Genomic DNA, 580 nt, shown 5'->3' with positions numbered 1-580 from the left:
GGGTAGGGTTGCGTTGAGGCAGGTAGCCACCCAAAGATTCGCGACGTGCGTGCAGGTATTTGTATTCTTCGCTGTCAGGAGCAAAAGTCAGGTAAGGCAGGTCGCCACTGTCGATTTGCTCGTCAGTTACAGGAATGTCAAAGCGGTCACGGAATTGTTTCAGAGACGCTTTGTCCATTTTTTTGGCTTGGTGGGCAACGTTTTGACCTTCGCCGGATGCACCCATACCGTAACCTTTAATGGTTTTTGCCAAGATTACAGTAGGTTTGCCGTTAGCGTGATTCGCAGCGCGGTCGTAAGCGTTGTAGACTTTTTGAGGGTCATGACCACCGCGGTTCAATGCCCAAATTTCGTCATCAGTCATATCGGCGACCAATGCTTTCAGTTCAGGCGTATTGAAGAAGTGTTCGCGAACGTATGCACCGTCTTTGGATTTGTAAGTTTGGTAGTCACCGTCCAAGCACTCTTCCATACGTTTGCGCAGGATGCCATCTTTGTCTTTTGCCAAGAGGCGGTCCCAACGACGACCCCAGACGACTTTCACAACATTCCAGCCGGCGCCGGCAAAGTTGCCTTCCAG

At 50.9% G+C, this 580-nt stretch carries 1 pseudogene; it reads right to left on the bottom strand.

Going from position 1 to position 580, the window contains the following annotated elements:
* A pseudogene (gene aceE, locus ACTHUR_RS16315) lies at positions 1-580 on the bottom strand (pyruvate dehydrogenase (acetyl-transferring), homodimeric type); the annotation flags it as partial.

Source organism: Neisseria sp. P0021.S007, assembly GCF_051956855.1.
Note: the sequence above shows the minus strand (reverse complement) of the source record. Positions and strands in the feature narration are given on the sequence as shown.